The sequence below is a fragment of the Rhizobium herbae genome, assembly GCF_017873135.1.
In the GTDB taxonomy this organism is placed as follows: Bacteria; Pseudomonadota; Alphaproteobacteria; order Rhizobiales; family Rhizobiaceae; genus Pararhizobium; species Pararhizobium herbae.
On sequence record NZ_JAGGJV010000009.1, the window covers coordinates 86,854 to 101,311 of the forward strand.

A 14,458-nucleotide genomic window follows, 5' to 3' on the forward strand; every position below is an offset into this window, starting at 1 on the left:
GCGCCAGCCGGCGCGTGCCTTTTTTGTTGTGCCGATTTTGAAGACACTTCCGCGTGCGCTGACCAGCGAGGCCTACAAACCACGCAGATAGGGGTTGGTCCGGCGCTCCTCGCCGATCTGGCCACCCGGACCATGACCGCAGATGAAACCGACGGTATCGCCGAGCGGCAGGATCTTGTCGCGGATGGAATCGAGAAGCTGCTGGTGGTTGCCGCCTGGAAGATCGGTGCGACCGATGGAGCCGCGAAACAGCACATCGCCGACATGAGCGAAACCCTGTTTACGGTTGAAATAGACGACATGGCCGGGCGCGTGCCCCGGGCAATGCAGGACCTCGAAGACGTGATCGCCGAAGGACACCGTGTCGCCGTCCTCCAGCCACCGGTCCGGCAGCACGTTCTCCACCTTCATCGCCAGTCCGAATTTCTCAGCCTGGGCTTCAAGCCGTTCGAGCAGCGGCAGGTCGTCCTTGTGCGGCCCGATGATATCGAGGTTCAGGGCTTCCTTGAGTTCCTTGGCGCCACCGGCGTGGTCGATATGGCCGTGGGTCAGCCAGATCGCTTTCAGCGCGATGCCGTTTTCCTTGATCGTCTTGAGGATGATATCGACATCACCGCCCGGATCGACGATCACGCCTTCCTTGGTGTCGGTGTCGAACAACACCGTGCAATTCTGCTGGAAATGGGTAACCGGGATAATGCCCGCCTGTAACATGCCGCCTGCGCCTCGCTGTCTCAATGTGTTGCAAAGCATATAGGACGGACGCGCGGCAATGAAAACGGGAAAGACGGTCAATCGCGCGGAGAGCAGCTGCGTTGCGTCGGCACCGGAGAAAATGGCTTTAGCGCATCTCGGCGATTTCGACGGTTGCCGGCAACGGCGCCTGGAAATTGATCGTGGTCATCAAAAGTGCAAAAACTGCAAGCTTGGCGGCAACGACGGTGATGACGACCGGGCGCAGCTGGCGCACGGCCGAATGCGGATCCTGAGTTATGTCCTGTTGCATCGTGATGGTCCCCTCTGTCGGCGTCTAAACACCGGAATTGCGCAAAGGTTCCGGGAAAGCGGAACGGGTGCAATATTTTACATTCTCCCGGTATTCGCAGTTCCGCGGGGAACATCGCTCTGGTGCGCCTGGTCGAGGCACAGACGCCGGCGGCAGGCGGGCAACCGTCAAATGCTTGCAGGGGACGGCAAGGGAAACGCGGTTTTTGGGGTCGGCGGGGCAAAACGACGAAGCGCCTTGCCAAGCCCGCTTCCCGTTATCGCCCTGCATGACAGGCCGATGAAATTCGCCCGGCTTTTCTCTCCACCTGAAGGCGATTTATTGAGTACGCTCATTTCGCAGTTGCGAAATTGACTCGTGCGGATTTTCATCTCAACCTGCGCATGCCGGATCGACGGCGTGCCACTGAGTCCGGGGGCCGGTGGCTGAAACGGGAGAGAGCAATGGAAGCATTATTGCCTATCATCACGCAATTGATCGCCGGCGCCGCTGGCGGCAACGCAGCTGGAGCGGTTCTCAAGCAACAGGCACTCAGCGTCGTTGTGCGCACGATCGTCGGTGCGATCGGCGGCCTTGGCGGCGGATTTCTCGTTCAGATGCTGGGCGGCGAAGCCGCTGCGGCTGGGCTCATCACCCAGGCCATCGGCGGACTTGTCGGCGGTGGCGTGCTCACCGGTCTTGCAGGTCTGGTGCTGGGCGGAAAGAGAGCCTGAACCATTTCGCGCGGTCCGGACCCGGTCGCGCTCATTTAGCCTGGCTGAATATCAAACGAAAAGGCGGCCCATGAGCCGCCTTTTTTTTAACTCGGACAAGGATAGCCGCTTATTCCGCCGCCGCCGCCACAGGGTAGACTTCCTTCATATAGTCGTTCATCAGCGTTTCGGAAATCGTCGCCGGTTTGAACGTATAAGGGCCGATCTCGGAGACCGGCGTGACTTCCGCGGCGGAGCCGGTCAGGAAGCATTCGGAGAAGCCCGCAAGCTCCTCCGGCATGATCGCCCGCTCGACCACCTGGTATCCGCGGCGCCTGGCGAGTTCGATGACCGTCTGGCGAGTGATGCCGTTGAGGAAACAATCCGGCACCGGCGTGTGGATGACGCCGTCCTTGACGAAGAAGATGTTGGCGCCGGTCGCTTCGGCGACCTGACCGCGATAATCGAGCATCATCGCATCCGCATACCCCTTGGCTTCCGCGGCGTGCTTGGAAATGGTGCAGATCATGTAGAGGCCGGCGGCCTTCGAGGCGCAGGGCGCGGTCTTCGGATCGGGGCGGCGATATTCGGCGATGTCGAGGCGGATGCCCTTGAGCTTTTCGGCCGGATTGAAATAGCTGCCCCACTGCCAGATGGCGATGGAAACGTTGATGCGGTTGTTCTGGGCGGAGATGCCCATCATTTCCGAGCCGCGCCATGCGATGGGGCGAACATAGGCATCGGAAAAGCCCTGACGCTTGAGAAGCTCTACCGTGGCGGCGTCCAGTTCGGCAACGGAATAGGGAACGGAGAATCCAAGGATTTCGGCCGACTTGTGCAGGCGCTGATTGTGTTCGGTCAGCTTGAAGATGCGCCCGCCATAGGCGCGCTCGCCTTCGAAGACGGCGCTGGCATAATGAAGACCGTGGGTGAGTACGTGGATCTTCGCATCCTTCCAGTCGACGAACTCGCCGTTGAACCAGATCTGACCGTCCAACTGATCAAAAGGAACTGCTGCCATCGTCTCATCCCTGGGCGTCCATACGCCATTCTTTGTGTTGATTGTCATCCCTGTTCCACTTTATCGGCAAACGCGAAGCAGGGAAATCCGCTATTGTGATTTTGGATTGGAGATCGGCGCGGCGCGGCCTATCTTCAAGGATAGGATGGCGCCGGGTGTTCGCCCTTCTGCGACCAGTGGCTTACCAATAGCGAAAAAATATGTCAATATAACTGACATATTTTTTCGAATGTTTCGTAGAATGCATTGCAATTGAAAGGAAATGACTGCGTGGCAGGACAGCCGAACCAGAAAGCCGAACAGGACGCATCCGCGGCCGGGACAGACACCATAGAAGCGGTGGATTTTGAAATCATCGAGCTGTTCTTCTTTGCCTATCGGGATTTTACCTCGGATCCCGACGTGATTCTCGAAAAGCGCGGCTTCGGACGTGCCCATCATCGCGTCCTGCATTTTGTCGATCGTGAACCCGGCATGACCGTTGCCGACCTGCTCGATACCCTGCGGATCACCAAGCAGAGCCTTGCTCGCGTTTTGAAGCAGCTCATCGATTCAGGGTATATTCACCAAGTTGCCGGGCCGGAGGATCGCAGGCAGCGCAAGCTCTATACAACGAAGGAAGGCAAGACGCTCGCAAGAGCCTTGGCCGAGCCACAATCGCGGCGCATCGCCGACGCCATGGCCAAGACCGGTCCCGGCGCGCGGGAACTGGTCAAGCGCTTCCTGGCAGGCATGAAGAATGCCGACGACAATTGAAAATCCCGGCCCGCGGGGGCCGGCCTATGCGAGATGACAGGGCATACGACAGATGATAAAGACGACGAGGATCGACGACGATGCCGCCCATCTGCTGGTTGTGGATGACGACCGCCGTATCCGCGATCTTCTCAACCGCTATCTGATGGAAAAGGGATTCCGCGTGACCACCGCCGCGGATGCCGGCGAAGCACGCCGCAAGCTCGAGGGCATCGACTACGACCTGTTGATCGTCGACGTGATGATGCCCGGCGAAACCGGCATCTCGCTGACCCAGAGCCTGCGCAAGGTCAAGACGGTGCCGGTGATCATGCTGACCGCGCTGGCGGAATCGAATGCTCGCATCGAGGGCCTGGAAGCCGGTGCCGACGATTACCTGCCCAAACCCTTCGATCCGCGTGAACTGGTGCTGCGCATCAACAATATCCTCAGACGCAACGCGCCGATAAAGGCACCCAAGGTGGAGCAGGTGATTTTCGGCCCCTTCACATTTTCCGTCGTGCGCAAGGAGCTCCGGCGTGGCGCCGATCATATCCGGCTGACCGATCGCGAGCAGGAGATCATGATGCTGTTTTCGCAGCGCGCCGGCGAGACCATCCCGCGCCATGAACTGGTCAGCGACGATGCCGAGGTCGGCGAGCGAACCATCGACGTCCAGATCAACCGCCTGCGCCGCAAGATCGAGGACGACCCCTCGAATCCCGTCTGGCTCCAGACGGTGCGCGGCATCGGCTACCGACTGAGCGTGGACTAGAAAATGACCCGGCTGGATGGCATCCATGGCGAGCTTTGACATCCTGAGGCGCTACCGCTCGCACACCGCCGACACGCCCTGGAAGCGCGCCCTCCGCTGGCTGCGCCGGCAGCTGCCGATGGGACTTTATGCCCGCTCGCTGCTGATCGTCATTATCCCGATGGTGCTGTTGCAGTCGGTCGTCGCCTTCGTCTTCATGGAGCGGCACTGGCAGCTCGTCACCCAGCGATTGTCGCGGGCCGTCACCGGCGATATCGCCGCCGTCATCGACCTGATCGACGCGATGCCGACCAGCGACTATTCCGACATCGTCCGCATCGCCCGCGAGCGGCTGAACCTCAGCGTCTCCATCGAGCCCGATGGCGAATTGCCGGCACCGCGGCCGAAACCATTTTTCGAAATCCTCGACCAGATCCTCAGCGAGGAGATTTCCGACCAGATCCGCAAGCCGTTCTGGATCGACACGGTCGGCAATTCCGATCTTGTCGAAGTCCGCATCAAGCTCGACGATCGGCGCATCCTGCGCGTCTATGCCCGTCGCAGCCAGGCCTATGCCTCCAACACCCATATCTTCATCGTCTGGATGGTCGGTGCCTCGCTGGTGCTTTTGACGATCGCCATATTGTTCCTGCGCGGGCAGATCCGGCCGATCCTGACGCTTGCCAAGGCAGCCGAAAGCTTTGGCAAGGGGCAGAAGATCGACGATTTTTCGCCACGCGGCGCCGACGAAATCCGCCGTGCCGGCCTTGCCTTCATCCAGATGCGCGAGCGCATCGAGCGTCAGATCGAGCAGCGCACGGCCATGCTGACCGGCGTCAGCCACGACCTGCGCACCATCCTCACCCGCTTCAAGCTGCAGCTGGCGCTGGCCGGCGACAGCGCCGATCTCGATAACCTCAACCAGGACGTCGAGGACATGCAGAGCATGCTGGAGGGCTACCTCGCCTTCGCCCGCGGCGAAGCGGAGGAAGATGTCGGGCAATTGAAGCTCAGCGACCTGATGAACCGGCTGACGCTGGAAGCCGAACTGCAGGGCAAGACAGTGACAACGTCCGTCGAGGGCGACGACAATGTCCGCGTCCGCCCCAATGCGTTTACCCGTCTGGTCGCCAACCTGGCGTCCAATGCCTACCGATATGCCAACACCGTTCATATCGACACCAAGCACAGCACCAAATGGCTGACGGTCACGGTCGATGACGACGGTCCCGGTATTCCCGAACGTTCGCGCGACGACGTCTTCAAGCCGTTCTTCCGGCTGGACGAGGCCCGCAATCTCGACAGTTCCGGCACAGGCCTCGGTCTTGCCATCGCTCGCGACATCGCACGAAGCCACGGCGGCAATGTCACGCTGTCGGATAGTCCGATGGGAGGATTGCGGGCGGTGGTGCGGGTACCGGCTTGATCGGGCGATCAACACTACCAAATGCGCTGAAAACCGCAGGACGCCTACCGCCCAAGGTCTTGCGACTCGGAAAAGACAATCGGTCCCGTTACTGATTGCGTGTATCCCGTGGCAGTAAACGAGATCGTGCCGCTATCCAGCTCTATCTCGTATTCCCAAAGTTCCACGCCCGCTTTGGGAGCTGGCTTAGGGCCTTTGCGGTGGATGTCGCTGATATAGGCAGAGCCGCGGTTCGCATAATCCAGCGCGATCTTCAATCCCGAGATATTGTGGAAAGTCAAAAGGCAGGGAGCGACATCAAAACCGACAAACTGACCATCACGTTGATGCCATTGGAATATATAATCTAGGTCAATAGTGAGGCTGCAATCGTCCTTCGGCAAGATCAGTGAATACACCCTGGAGTCATGCCACCCCATGATGTCAAACTTGGCATCGCTTAAATCGAGATCGTAGACGGTCATTTCTATATCTCTTCAAAAGGTAGCATAGGTTCCAAAACCTCGGATCAGGAGCCCGCTCACCGCGAATAACCGCCGCCCATTCCGCGCCGTGCGTTGAAGCGGTGCCAGGCATCGATGCGCTTCGGATGTTTTTCCCGCATCGCATCGAGTGGGGCCAGCAAGCGCCCTTCCCTCTGCCAATGGGCATCGAAAATCTCGATGATACGGCGGTTCGGCCAGGGCTTGTTGACGATCGACATCAGAGCCGCGAACGCATCGTCCTCGCGCCCGGCGCCGAAGCGGTGGGCGAGAATGCCGTAGGCAAACGCTGTGGAGCGGCTGACGCCCGCATGGCAATGGACGACGATGCGGCTGTCCTGCTGCTCGATGGCAGGAAGAACCGCATCGAAAAATGCCGTTATCGCTTCGGGAAAATGGCCGGTGGCCACTGCGTTCTCCTGGTCACGCAACCGCACGACATGGTGTTTTGCCCCCGAGATGCGCGGCACATGCTGTTCGGCGAGTTCCGGATCGAGAAGCGAGACGACATGCGTGGCGGACCAATCGCCGGCAACCATGGCCGCGTCGCGCAGGCAGGTGACGCGGATGAATTCGCGGACGGCGGCCATATCCATCGGATGTATCCTTACAAGAGCCGTTTGCCGTTCGGCACCGGCTTGTCGGTCGCGGCGAGGACGATGGCGCCGGCCTCATCCTCGAAACCGAGCGTCAGCACTTCGGAGCGGAAGGGACCGATCTGGCGTGGCGGGAAATTGACCACGCCCAGCACCTGCCGGCCGACCAGCGTTTCCGGCGTATAATGCGTGGTGATCTGCGCCGAGGATTTCTTCAGCCCGATCTCCGGCCCGAAATCGATGACGATCTTGATCGCCGGCTTGCGCGCCTCCGGAAAGGGTGAAGCCTCGATGATCGTGCCGGTGCGAATATCGACCCGCTCGAAATCGGCGTAGGTGATGGTCTCGGTCATGGAGTAATCCCGAATTAGCCAGCCAGTTCTTCCGCCCGCTTGCGGGCTGCGGCAATCGCCTTGTCGAACAGAGGCTGCATGCCGTCATCGGCCATGAGGATGTTGAGCGCCGCCGCCGTCGTACCGCCCGGGGACGTGACGTTCTGGCGGAGCTTCGAGGCGTCATCGGGGGACTGGTGCAACAGTTCACCAGCCCCCGCGACAGTTTCCCGTGCGAGCCGCATGGCAAGGTCCGCCTGAAGACCGGCCTTGCGGCCGGCCTCCGCCATGCACTCGACGAGATAAAAGACATAGGCCGGGCCACTACCCGACACGGCAGTGACCGCATCGATATCGGCTTCGGTTTCGACCCATTCGACCGGGCCGGAGACTTTCAGGAGATTGTGGACGAGATCGCGCTTTTCAGCGGATACCGCACCATTGGCAAAGGCCCCGGTAACGCCGCGCCCGATCATCGCCGGCGTATTCGGCATGGCACGCACCATGGCAGCGTCGCCGAGATGCGATTGCATGAAGGACAGCGTCGTTCCGGCGGCGACCGAAACCACAATCGTCTCAGGCCCGACAAGCCCCCTCAAAGGAGGAAGCACAGCGCCCATCATCTGCGGTTTGACCGCAAGGAACAGGACGCCGGCTTTCAATCCGGCGGGCGCTGCGGTTTCGTGGCGTGCGCCATTGTCGGCGATCAGCTTGGCCATGGCAGGCGGCGGACCGGGATCAATCACCAGCAGATCGGCACCGGAGATGCCGCTTTTCAGCCAGCCGGCAAGCATCGCGCCGCCCATATTGCCGGCACCGACAAGAACGATCGGACCAGCCGCAAGCACAGCCATCGTCATGCCTCTCCGACGGTTTCGAACATCACCGCTTCGACCGCGCTCTGCGCATCGACGCCGGACCAGACGACGAACTGGAAGGCCTGGAAATAGGATTCGCAGGATTCGAGCGCGCTGGAAAGCAGCACCTCGACCTGCTGGTTGGTCGGCTCGGCGCCGCCGGACAGCAACAGCGACTGGCGGAAGATCACAACGTCTTCCTGGCGCCAGAGATCAAAATGGCCCATCAGCACCTGGCCATTGATATGGGAGAGCAGCCGGATCACTTCATTGACGCGGCTTTCGGGAACCTTGATATCGAAGGCGCAGGCAAGATGCAGCGCTTCGAACTCTTCCATCCAGGAGAAGGAGACATGATAGTCGGTCCACTTGCCCTCGACCGTCATGGCGATTTCGTCTTCGCCCGAGCGCTCGAAGCACCAGTCATTGTTGGCTGCGACGAACTCGATCATATCGACCGGGTTCGATTGGCGCTCAAGTTCCAGTTCCATCAGGCTCATGCATCACCCCAAAAGTCCCGGTGCAGACATGCGTCGTCGCGTTCACACACGAGGGCAGCAAACTCGAACACCAGAAACGAACACTTATGATTACCGGAAACACGACCATCCTGGCTGACGTACCCTGCCTGGAGCTTGCGTGATCCGTTTCGAATCATCATTTAAAATCAGTGTATAATGCCGGAGTCCGCATGAAAGCCCCCCGCGTGAAAAATAGCGCCGGTGGTTGTGGATAGGCTCTCTTAAATTGATTCAGCCCAGGTTCTTAAACGACTCTGCCGTAAGCATTTTTCGGCAGTGTCCACAGGGTAAAAAATTTATGAAAAATGCCCTTCAGGCAGAGCCAAAAACCCGGTGCCCTGTGCCGGTCCGGGACGCAGGCGCGGCGGGCGGATCAAAAGCGGCGACGCAATCAACGCCGCCGCTTCGGGAATCGTCATTTGCCGGTTTCTGAAAGGCGCGCTTCAAGGGCTGCGATGCGGGCCAGAAGCGCGTCGTTTTCATCACGCGCCTTGAGCGCCATTTCCCTGACAGCCTCGAACTCCTCGCGCTTGACAATATCCATGGAATTCAGAAGCCGCTCGCCCTGCGCGCGAAAAACGGTTTCCATTTCCTTGCGGACGCCCTGGGCAGCGCCCGCCGCGTCCGTCATCAACTTGGCGAAATCATCCAGAATACGGTTTGCGCCTGTGCTCATCGTCTTAGGTCTCCGATCCCTATCGTCCCTTGCCCGCATTGCGGACTTGACAGAGGAGGTAGGAGGACAAGCGGGCCGATGCAAGGAAAAATACCGGTGATGACCGCCTTTCCTGCAAGCGGCCCGCCTTGACCCTGCCTTGCCGGAGCGCCATGTTCCGGCAAACAACGGACTGGAATGAAGCAAGACCTTGGAAACAATAGCGACACTCTTCTCGATCATGCCTTTTCCGGAAATCGATCCGGTGCTGATTTCCATTGGTCCCTTGCAGATCCACTGGTACGGCCTCGCCTACGTGGCCGGCATCCTGATCGGCTGGCAATATGCCCGCCGGCTGGTCCGCAATGCATCCCTCTGGCGCAACGGAAAGCCCGCTGCGACCGAGGTACAGCTCGACGATTTCCTGCTCTGGGTCGCAGCCGGTATCGTCGGCGGCGGGCGCATCGGCTATATCCTGTTCTACGATCTTCAAAGCGTGCTTGCCAACCCGATCCGGGCTTTGGAAATCTGGAATGGCGGCATGTCGTTCCACGGCGGCCTGATCGGCACCATGATCGCCATGATCCTGTTTGCCCGCCGCAACAGGATCGCCGTCTGGAGCCTGTTCGATATCGTCTCGGCCGTTGTCCCGATCGGTCTGTTCTTCGGGCGCATCGCCAACTTCATCAACGGCGAGCTCTGGGGCCGGCTGTCGTCGGTGCCCTGGGCAGTGGTCTTTCCGACCGGCGGCCCGTTCGCGCGCCATCCGAGCCAGCTTTACGAGGCAGCACTCGAGGGCCTCGTGCTTTTGACCGTTCTCGCCATTCTCATCTATCGCCGCCACGCGCTGAAAACACCGGGCCTCGTCTGCGGCGTCTTCGTCACCGGCTATGGTCTCGCCCGCATCTTCGTGGAATTCTTCCGCGAGCCGGACGCGCAACTCGGCTATCTCTTTGGCGGCTGGCTGACGATGGGCATGCTCTTGTCGCTGCCGATGGTCTTCATCGGTCTGTGGGCGATCGCGCGGGCCCGCCGGGCAAGCGCGGCCTTCATCTGAGGGGCGCGCAATGACGTCTCCCCTTGCAGAAAAGATCAAGGCGCTGATCCTGGCCAACGGCCCGATCAGCGTCACCGACTATTTTTCCCTGTGCCTGGCCGATCCCGATTATGGATATTACAAGACGCGCGAGCCGTTCGGCCAGTCCGGCGACTTCATCACGGCGCCGGAGATCAGCCAGCTGTTCGGCGAGATGCTCGGCATATTCCTCGTTCAGGCCTGGCAGCGGCACGGCGAACCTGCCCCGGTCAACATCGCCGAGATCGGCCCGGGCCGCGGCACGATGATGTCGGATATCCTGCGTGTCATCGCCAAGCTCTCGCCTGCCCTCTATGAGGCGGCCAACGTACATCTGGTCGAGACCAGCGAACGGCTGCAGAAAGTGCAACAACAGACCCTTGTTGCCCACAAATTCAAGATTTCCTGGCACGACAGCTTCGATACATTGCCGGAAGGCTTTCTGCTTCTGGCCGCCAACGAGCTTTTCGATGCCATCCCGATCCGCCAGTTCGTCAAGACGGCGCAAGGGTTCAAGGAACGCCTTGTCGGCCTCGACGCCGAAGGCGAGCTGACCTTTGCGGCCGGCGTCGCCGGGATCGATCCGGACCTCCTGCCCCCTGCCGCCCAGACCGCCCCCTTGGGCACGGCATTCGAGATTGCGCCAGCCCGTGACGCGGTCATGGCAGCGCTCAGCGAGCGCCTCCGCACGGGCGGCGGCACAGCGGTGATCATCGACTACGGTCATATGGCAACGGGCCTCGGCGATACGCTGCAGGCGGTGCGCGACCACCAGTTTGACCACCCGCTTGCACATCCAGGGCAAGCCGACATCACCAGCCATGTGGATTTCGAACAGCTTGCAAGGCGAGCGGTGACCGAAGGTTTGCAGATCAACGGACTGACCTATCAAGGCGATTTTCTCATCGCCCTCGGCCTTGCCGAACGAGCCGCAGCACTCGGCCGCGGCAAGGACACGGCAATGCAGGAGAACATCCGGGCGGATGCCGAAAGGCTGGCGGGTGCCGGCGAAGGGAAAATGGGCGAATTGTTCAAGGTCCTCGTCGTCAGCAGCCCGAGCGTCGCTCTTGTGCCCTTCCAGAAGTAACGGCACGGAAGGACTGGTGGCGACGCCGGCTGTCGTTTCGGTGGATTGACAGCGGCGGCCCCTAAGGCCAACATCCGGCCAAATCACCCGGGCCGACGAAAACGGCATGCCCGGAAAACCCACCGCATCGCAGCATATTGAAAGGGCAAAACCACCGATGAAGGATGATGCCTTGCCCTCACCTGTCCAAAGCCCGCTGCTGTCCGAGCAAGCCGGAAAGGCCGTAAAGCACGGCTATTTCACCCGCAAAGGCGGCGTCTCGGACGGCATCTACCGGGGCCTCAATGTCGGGCTCGGGTCCAATGACGAGCGCGCCAGAGTCGAAGAGAATCGTGCGCGGGTCAGCGCATGGTTCGGCGCAGATCCGCAGAAGCTGGCAACGGTGCATCAGGTCCATTCGCCGGACGCGGTCATCGTCGATGGCAGCTATGACGGCACCAGGGCCGAGGCCGACGCGCTGGTGACGGCGACGCCGGGGCTGGTGATCGGCGTGCTGTCGGCCGATTGTGGTCCCGTTCTTTTTGCCGATGCCGAAGCAGGCGTGATCGGCGCGGCCCATGCCGGCTGGAAGGGCGCGCTCGGCGGCGTGCTCGAAAGCACCATCGGCGCGATGATATCGCTCGGCGCCCGCCGTGAGCGGATCATTGCAAGCCTTGGACCTTCGATCAGCCGGCGAAACTACGAGGTCGGCGCGGAATTCGTCGAACGGTTCCTGGAAAAAGACCCCGGCTACGCGATCTTCTTCTCTCCTTCGCCGCGCGAGGGCCACGCCATGTTCGACCTGCCGGGGCTGACGACCAAACGGCTCGCGGACGCGGGCGTCACGGCGGAAAATCTCGATCTTTGCACCTATGCGGACGAGGAGCGTTTCTTCTCCTACCGCCGCACGACCCATCGCAGCGAGCCGGATTACGGCCGGCAAATCTCTGCAATATCCATTCGGGAGGCATGACATGGCACTGCATTTTACGCAGGACGAATTTTCAGCGCGGCTGGACCGGCTGACGGCAAAGATGAAGGAAGAAAAGCTTGCCGCCATGCTGCTGTTTGCGCAGGAAAGCATGTATTGGCTGACCGGCTACGACACCTTCGGCTACTGCTTCTTCCAGACGCTGGTGGTCAAGGCCGACGGATCGATGGTGCTGCTCACCCGCTCGGCCGACCTGCGCCAGGCCAAGCACACGTCCAACATCGAGCGCGTCGAGGTCTGGGTCGACCGGGTCAACGCCGATCCGACGATGGACCTTAAGAACCTGCTCAGCGATCTCGACCTGCTCGGCACACGCATCGGCATCGAATACGATACCCATGGCATGACCGGCCGCATCGCCCGATTGCTCGACCATCAGCTGACGAATTTCGGCGAGCTGGTCGATGCCTCGCTGCTGGTCGGCCGCCTGCGCCTGATCAAGAGCCCAGCCGAAATCATTTATGTCGAGAAGGCCGCGAGCCTTGCCGACGACGCGCTGGATGCCGCCATTCCGCTAATCCATGCCGGCGGCAGCGAGGCCGCCATTCTCGCGGCGATGCAGGGTGCCGTCTTTGCCGGCGGCGGTGATTATCCGGCCAACGAGTTCATCATCGGCTCCGGCGCCGACGCGTTGCTCTGCCGGTACAAGGCGGGCCGCCGTACCCTCGAGGCTCAGGATCAGTTGACCCTGGAATGGGCCGGCGTCAGCGCTCACTATCACGCCGCCATGATGCGTACCGTCGTCATCGGCGAGCCGACCAATCGCCACCGCGAACTCTACAGCGCCTGCCGCGAGACCATTCAGGCGATCGAGATGGTCTTGAGGCCCGGCAATACTTTCGGCACCGTGTTCGACATTCATTCCAAGATCATGGACGAGCGCGGCCTGACCCGTCACCGGCTGAATGCCTGCGGCTACTCGCTCGGCGCCCGCTTCTCGCCCTCCTGGATGGAGCAGCAGATGTTCCACATCGGCAATCCGCAGGAGATCCTTCCCGACATGTCGCTGTTCGTGCACATGATCATCATGGACAGTGACAGCGGCACGGCCATGACGCTCGGCCAGACCTACCTGACGACGGAAAGCGCGCCGAAGGCACTGTCGCGCTACGGACTGGACTTCATAACTGCTTAGGAAAATTGAGCTATCGTTTGGCCGATTGGCGGAGAAAGGTGGGGGCCTTTGTCACTCCGCCGCCGAGGAAACCGGACGGTAGAACAATGCGCAAGCCGATCACGCTTCTTGCAAGCCTTGGAATTGCCCTAGCTCTCTCGGGCTGCAACAGCATGGACGACCTGACCCCGCAGGTAGACGTCGGCGGCGGCAGCTTTCGCTCCCCACCGGTCAGCCAGACCGATCTCGATTCCATGCAAACGGTCGAGGTCGCTCCGCAAGCAACGGCATCGGTTCAAACCTCGCAGCTTGCCGCGCCGGAACAGGAGGGCTTTTCCGAAGGCCCGAGCGGCACGCTGATGGCGCAGGGCGACGCCGACTATACCGATCCCGCCGGATCGCTGGATGCGCAGGCCGGACGCTTGCAGCAGGGCCAGGTCCCGGCGCAGGAGCAGCGGATCACGCGCCGTCCGGTTATCGCCGAACCGGCGGACACTGCCTCAAATGACAATACGGCTCCAGTCGAGCAATCCACCGAGCCCGTCGAGCAGGCAGCCGAGCAGAAGCCGCAAGTCCAGCAACAGCAAAAAGCCGCTGCGATCGCCCCTGCGGCAACGGCAGGCACGATCCGCTTTCTGCCGATCATCGGCGCCCCCGTCACGGCCGTCACGCCCCTGTCGAAACAGCTCGGCAGCGAGGCCCGTTCGCACGGCCTGACCATCAAGGCCGCATCCGACACCAGCAGCCAGCATATCCTGAAGGGCTATTTCTCGGTGTTGAACGACGGCGGCAAGACGACGGTCGTCTATGTCTGGGACGTCCTCGACGGCACGGGCAACCGGCTGCACCGCATTCAGGGGCAGGACACCGTGGATGCCACCGCCGCCGATCTCTGGTCCGTCGTTCCGCCGCAGACGATGCAGGCGATCGCCACCAAAACGATCGGCGAATATCTCAGCTGGCGCGAAAACAACGCTGGTTAAACACTGCCGCTGTCATCTCTTCGCCACGTTATCTGAAAACTTTTTAGGATAAACCACGCTGCGACGCGGCAATCCTCTTGCATTCAAAGTCAAGGACGTTATGAAGCGCGCATAAGCTTGGGACGATCGAGACCCCGGCTGGCTTACGGAAT

Annotated in this window: 18 protein-coding genes; 9 read left to right on the forward strand and 9 right to left on the reverse strand. The window is 60.9% G+C overall.

The features are described 5' to 3' along the window. Positions 1–72 precede the first annotated feature (72 nt). Both J2Z75_RS22595 and J2Z75_RS22600 read right to left on the reverse strand, forming a co-directional pair. On the reverse strand, positions 73–714 hold the full coding sequence (locus J2Z75_RS22595; protein WP_209855039.1) for an MBL fold metallo-hydrolase: 642 nt from the start codon (positions 712–714) through the stop codon (positions 73–75). A gap of 127 nt (positions 715–841) precedes the next feature. Next, entirely contained in the window at positions 842–1,006 is a 165-nt protein-coding gene (locus J2Z75_RS22600; RefSeq protein ID WP_209855040.1) for a hypothetical protein, read from the reverse strand. A gap of 443 nt (positions 1,007–1,449) precedes the next feature. Here J2Z75_RS22600 and J2Z75_RS22605 point away from each other — a divergent pair, with 443 nt between their 5' ends. Next, on the forward strand, positions 1,450–1,719 hold the full coding sequence (locus tag J2Z75_RS22605; RefSeq protein WP_209855041.1) for a hypothetical protein: 270 nt from the start codon (positions 1,450–1,452) through the stop codon (positions 1,717–1,719). Positions 1,720–1,828: 109 nt separating this feature from the next. Here the strand turns inward: J2Z75_RS22605 and J2Z75_RS22610 are convergent, their stop codons facing one another. Further along, a complete protein-coding gene (locus J2Z75_RS22610; RefSeq protein ID WP_209855042.1) occupies positions 1,829–2,719 on the reverse strand; it encodes a branched-chain amino acid aminotransferase in 891 nt (296 codons plus the stop codon). 270 nt (positions 2,720–2,989) lie between these two features. Here J2Z75_RS22610 and J2Z75_RS22615 point away from each other — a divergent pair, with 270 nt between their 5' ends. The 3 genes from J2Z75_RS22615 to J2Z75_RS22625 are packed head-to-tail and all read left to right on the forward strand — an operon-like array spanning position 2,990 to position 5,634. Further along, positions 2,990–3,475, forward strand: coding sequence for a MarR family winged helix-turn-helix transcriptional regulator (locus J2Z75_RS22615; protein ID WP_209855043.1), 486 nt, complete (start codon positions 2,990–2,992; stop codon positions 3,473–3,475). A gap of 52 nt (positions 3,476–3,527) precedes the next feature. Then, positions 3,528–4,229, forward strand: coding sequence for a response regulator (locus J2Z75_RS22620; RefSeq protein ID WP_209855044.1), 702 nt, complete (start codon positions 3,528–3,530; stop codon positions 4,227–4,229). A gap of 25 nt (positions 4,230–4,254) precedes the next feature. Further along, on the forward strand, positions 4,255–5,634 hold the full coding sequence (locus J2Z75_RS22625; RefSeq protein ID WP_209855045.1) for an ATP-binding protein: 1,380 nt from the start codon (positions 4,255–4,257) through the stop codon (positions 5,632–5,634). 44 nt (positions 5,635–5,678) lie between these two features. On the opposite strand, the gene J2Z75_RS22630 is transcribed toward J2Z75_RS22625, so the two are convergent. The 6 genes from J2Z75_RS22630 to J2Z75_RS22655 all read right to left on the reverse strand — a co-directional run bounded on the left by J2Z75_RS22630 (position 5,679) and on the right by J2Z75_RS22655 (position 9,098). Next, entirely contained in the window at positions 5,679–6,098 is a 420-nt protein-coding gene (locus J2Z75_RS22630) for a hypothetical protein (protein WP_209855046.1), read from the reverse strand. Positions 6,099–6,154: 56 nt separating this feature from the next. After that, positions 6,155–6,712, reverse strand: coding sequence for a dual specificity protein phosphatase family protein (locus J2Z75_RS22635; protein WP_209855047.1), 558 nt, complete (start codon positions 6,710–6,712; stop codon positions 6,155–6,157). Positions 6,713–6,723: 11 nt separating this feature from the next. Continuing rightward, positions 6,724–7,065 (reverse strand): tRNA-binding protein, encoded by a 342-nt coding sequence (locus tag J2Z75_RS22640; protein ID WP_209855048.1) that lies wholly within the window; start codon positions 7,063–7,065, stop codon positions 6,724–6,726. Between the two features lie 14 nt (positions 7,066–7,079). Next, entirely contained in the window at positions 7,080–7,904 is an 825-nt protein-coding gene (gene proC / locus J2Z75_RS22645; protein ID WP_407692805.1) for a pyrroline-5-carboxylate reductase, read from the reverse strand. Continuing rightward, positions 7,901–8,401, reverse strand: coding sequence for a type III secretion system chaperone family protein (locus J2Z75_RS22650; protein WP_209855050.1), 501 nt, complete (start codon positions 8,399–8,401; stop codon positions 7,901–7,903). The genes proC and J2Z75_RS22650 overlap by 4 nt, the downstream gene beginning before the upstream one ends. A gap of 436 nt (positions 8,402–8,837) precedes the next feature. Next, a complete protein-coding gene (locus J2Z75_RS22655) occupies positions 8,838–9,098 on the reverse strand; it encodes an accessory factor UbiK family protein (protein ID WP_209855051.1) in 261 nt (86 codons plus the stop codon). Positions 9,099–9,288: 190 nt separating this feature from the next. On the opposite strand from J2Z75_RS22655, the gene lgt reads away from it, so the two are divergent. The 5 genes from lgt (at position 9,289) to J2Z75_RS22680 (ending at position 14,306) form a co-directional block, all read left to right on the forward strand. Next, positions 9,289–10,134 (forward strand): prolipoprotein diacylglyceryl transferase, encoded by an 846-nt coding sequence (gene lgt / locus J2Z75_RS22660; RefSeq protein ID WP_209855052.1) that lies wholly within the window; start codon positions 9,289–9,291, stop codon positions 10,132–10,134. A gap of 10 nt (positions 10,135–10,144) precedes the next feature. Continuing rightward, positions 10,145–11,239, forward strand: coding sequence for a class I SAM-dependent methyltransferase (locus J2Z75_RS22665; RefSeq protein ID WP_209855053.1), 1,095 nt, complete (start codon positions 10,145–10,147; stop codon positions 11,237–11,239). Positions 11,240–11,396: 157 nt separating this feature from the next. Further along, the gene (gene pgeF / locus J2Z75_RS22670) at positions 11,397–12,191 is read left to right on the forward strand and encodes a peptidoglycan editing factor PgeF (protein WP_209855320.1); all 795 of its coding nucleotides are present in this window, start codon (positions 11,397–11,399) and stop codon (positions 12,189–12,191) included. A 1-nt stretch (position 12,192) separates the two neighbouring features. Then, complete coding sequence (locus tag J2Z75_RS22675) at positions 12,193–13,344, forward strand: M24 family metallopeptidase (RefSeq protein ID WP_209855054.1); 1,152 nt, start codon at positions 12,193–12,195, stop codon at positions 13,342–13,344. Positions 13,345–13,430: 86 nt separating this feature from the next. Beyond that, positions 13,431–14,306, forward strand: coding sequence for a hypothetical protein (locus J2Z75_RS22680; protein ID WP_209855055.1), 876 nt, complete (start codon positions 13,431–13,433; stop codon positions 14,304–14,306). Positions 14,307–14,458 lie beyond the last annotated feature (152 nt).

Excerpts from the sequence above, each read along its gene's own strand:
- J2Z75_RS22610 (WP_209855042.1), bottom strand. The coding sequence starts at position 2,719 with ATGGCAGCAGTTCCTTTTGATCAGTTGGACGGTCAGATCTGGTTCAAC.
- J2Z75_RS22605 (WP_209855041.1), top strand. The coding sequence starts at position 1,450 with ATGGAAGCATTATTGCCTATCATCACGCAATTGATCGCCGGCGCCGCT.
- J2Z75_RS22665 (WP_209855053.1), top strand. The coding sequence starts at position 10,145 with ATGACGTCTCCCCTTGCAGAAAAGATCAAGGCGCTGATCCTGGCCAAC.
- J2Z75_RS22625 (WP_209855045.1), top strand. The coding sequence starts at position 4,255 with ATGGCGAGCTTTGACATCCTGAGGCGCTACCGCTCGCACACCGCCGAC.
- J2Z75_RS22655 (WP_209855051.1), bottom strand. The coding sequence starts at position 9,098 with ATGAGCACAGGCGCAAACCGTATTCTGGATGATTTCGCCAAGTTGATG.
- J2Z75_RS22620 (WP_209855044.1), top strand. The coding sequence starts at position 3,528 with ATGATAAAGACGACGAGGATCGACGACGATGCCGCCCATCTGCTGGTT.
- J2Z75_RS22650 (WP_209855050.1), bottom strand. The coding sequence starts at position 8,401 with ATGAGCCTGATGGAACTGGAACTTGAGCGCCAATCGAACCCGGTCGAT.
- J2Z75_RS22640 (WP_209855048.1), bottom strand. The coding sequence starts at position 7,065 with ATGACCGAGACCATCACCTACGCCGATTTCGAGCGGGTCGATATTCGC.
- J2Z75_RS22680 (WP_209855055.1), top strand. The coding sequence starts at position 13,431 with ATGCGCAAGCCGATCACGCTTCTTGCAAGCCTTGGAATTGCCCTAGCT.
- pgeF (WP_209855320.1), top strand. The coding sequence starts at position 11,397 with ATGAAGGATGATGCCTTGCCCTCACCTGTCCAAAGCCCGCTGCTGTCC.
- J2Z75_RS22600 (WP_209855040.1), bottom strand. The coding sequence starts at position 1,006 with ATGCAACAGGACATAACTCAGGATCCGCATTCGGCCGTGCGCCAGCTG.
- J2Z75_RS22635 (WP_209855047.1), bottom strand. The coding sequence starts at position 6,712 with ATGGATATGGCCGCCGTCCGCGAATTCATCCGCGTCACCTGCCTGCGC.
- J2Z75_RS22675 (WP_209855054.1), top strand. The coding sequence starts at position 12,193 with ATGGCACTGCATTTTACGCAGGACGAATTTTCAGCGCGGCTGGACCGG.
- proC (WP_407692805.1), bottom strand. The coding sequence starts at position 7,904 with ATGACGATGGCTGTGCTTGCGGCTGGTCCGATCGTTCTTGTCGGTGCC.
- J2Z75_RS22630 (WP_209855046.1), bottom strand. The coding sequence starts at position 6,098 with ATGACCGTCTACGATCTCGATTTAAGCGATGCCAAGTTTGACATCATG.
- J2Z75_RS22595 (WP_209855039.1), bottom strand. The coding sequence starts at position 714 with ATGTTACAGGCGGGCATTATCCCGGTTACCCATTTCCAGCAGAATTGC.